Below are 1,880 nucleotides of genomic sequence, written 5' to 3'. Positions count from 1 at the left end.
CTGTCCGCCCTCGCCGGCGAAGGCACCCTCGACCGCTCCAAGGCCGTCGACGCCGCCAACCGGTACCGCATCGACGACGTCCGCGCCGCCGCCGTGTCCTACGCGGACACGGGAAGCGCCTAGAGGAGAACTGAAAAACTCATGACTGCAACAGTGTCCGAAACATTCGCCGATCCCGTCGCGCAGGCGCCGGCGTCGGCGAGACGCACGAAGATCGTCTGCACGCTCGGGCCCGCGACGGCGAGCGGCGACCGCATCCGCGAACTCGTCGACAGCGGAATGGACATCGCGCGGCTCAACTTCAGCCACGGCGATCATTCCGACCACGAAGCGAACTACCTCCGGGTGCGCGACGCGTCCGAACACACCGGCCGCGCGGTGGGCATCCTCGCCGACCTGCAGGGACCGAAGATCCGGTTGGGACGCTTCGCCGAAGGCGGCACTGTCTGGGCCGACGGCGACATCGTGCGGATCACCGTCGACGACTGCGAGGGCACCCACGACCGGGTGTCGACCACCTACGAGAAGCTGGCGGAGGACGCCGAGCCGGGCGACCGGTTGCTCGTCGACGACGGCAAGATCGGGCTCATCGTCACCGAGGTCGACGGCAACGACGTGGTGTGCCGGGTGACCGAGGGGGGACCGGTCAGCAACAACAAGGGTGTGTCGCTGCCCGGGATGAACGTGTCGGTTCCGGCCCTGTCGGACAAGGACATCGCCGACCTCGAATTCGCCCTGCGTCTCGGCGTCGACCTCATCGCGCTGTCGTTCGTGCGATCGGCGGCAGACATCGAACTCGTCCACGACGTGATGGACCGGGTCGGACGCAGGGTTCCAGTGATCGCGAAACTGGAGAAACCCGAGGCCATCGACAATCTCGAGGCGATCGTGCGCGCATTCGACGCGGTGATGGTCGCCCGCGGTGATCTGGGCGTCGAACTTCCCCTCGAGCAGGTGCCGCTCGCGCAGAAGCGGGCCATCCAGGTTGCCCGCGAGAACGCGAAGCCGGTGATCGTCGCGACGCAGATGCTCGAGTCGATGATCGAGAATTCGCGGCCCACCCGCGCCGAGGCGTCCGATGTGGCCAACGCCGTACTCGACGGCGCCGACGCCGTCATGCTGTCGGGTGAGACGTCCGTCGGCAAGCATGTGATGGAGACGGTCCGCACCATGGCCCGGATCATCGGTGCGGTCGAGGAGAAGTCCACGCACGTTCCGCCGCTGAATCATGTGCCCCGCACGAAGGGCGGTGTGATGTCGTACGCGGCACGCGACATCGGGGAGCGTCTGGGTGCCGCGGCACTCGTCGCGTTCACTCAGTCCGGGGACACGCTGCGCCGGCTCGCGCGGTTGCACACCCCGCTGCCGTTGCTGGCGTTCACCCCGCTGCCGGAGGTGCGCGCTCAACTCGCGCTGACGTGGGGGACGGAGACGTTCCTGGTCGATCCCGTCGAGTCGACCGACCAGATGATCCACCAGGTCGACCACGCGCTTCTCGGCCTGGGCCGGTACCAGCGGGGCGACCTCGTCGTCATCGTGGCGGGATCGCCACCGGGCACCGTTGGGTCGACCAACCTGATTCACGTGCACAGAATCGGCGAGGAAGACCACTGATCGGTGGTGGCGCGCAACAGTACGACCGTCCGCTATTGACAGAACACGAGAGACACGGTTTTCTTTATGTCAAGATACGAAACTGTGTTTTCGCATCGTGGAAGTTTGATCAAGGCGGAAGGTGAGTCATTCATGACTGAGCGTGTTGAGGTCGGCGGTCTGCAGGTCGCGAAGGTGCTCTACGACTTCGTGAACGAGGAGGCGTTGCCGGGGACCGGGATCGACGTCGACGGTTTCTGGTCGGGTGCGGTGAAGGTGATCGACGA

The 1,880-nt window shown here is 66.0% G+C and carries 1 protein-coding gene; it reads left to right on the top strand.

The window, feature by feature from the left end:
- Positions 1-141: 141 nt before the first annotated feature.
- Positions 142-1,614, top strand: coding sequence for a pyruvate kinase (gene pyk, locus ACFTWF_RS45015; protein ID WP_378467531.1), 1,473 nt, complete (start codon positions 142-144; stop codon positions 1,612-1,614).
- The last annotated feature ends 266 nt before the right edge of the window (positions 1,615-1,880 follow it).

Origin of the sequence: Rhodococcus sp. NPDC056960 (assembly GCF_042674125.1) — a bacterium.
Taxonomy (GTDB): domain Bacteria; phylum Actinomycetota; class Actinomycetes; order Mycobacteriales; family Mycobacteriaceae; genus Rhodococcus_F.
This window is presented reverse-complemented; position numbering and strand designations above follow the sequence as displayed.

What these genes read in the sequence shown, in the direction of transcription:
- pyk (WP_378467531.1), top strand. Translation starts at nt 142, where the DNA reads ATGACTGCAACAGTGTCCGAAACATTCGCCGATCCCGTCGCGCAGGCG.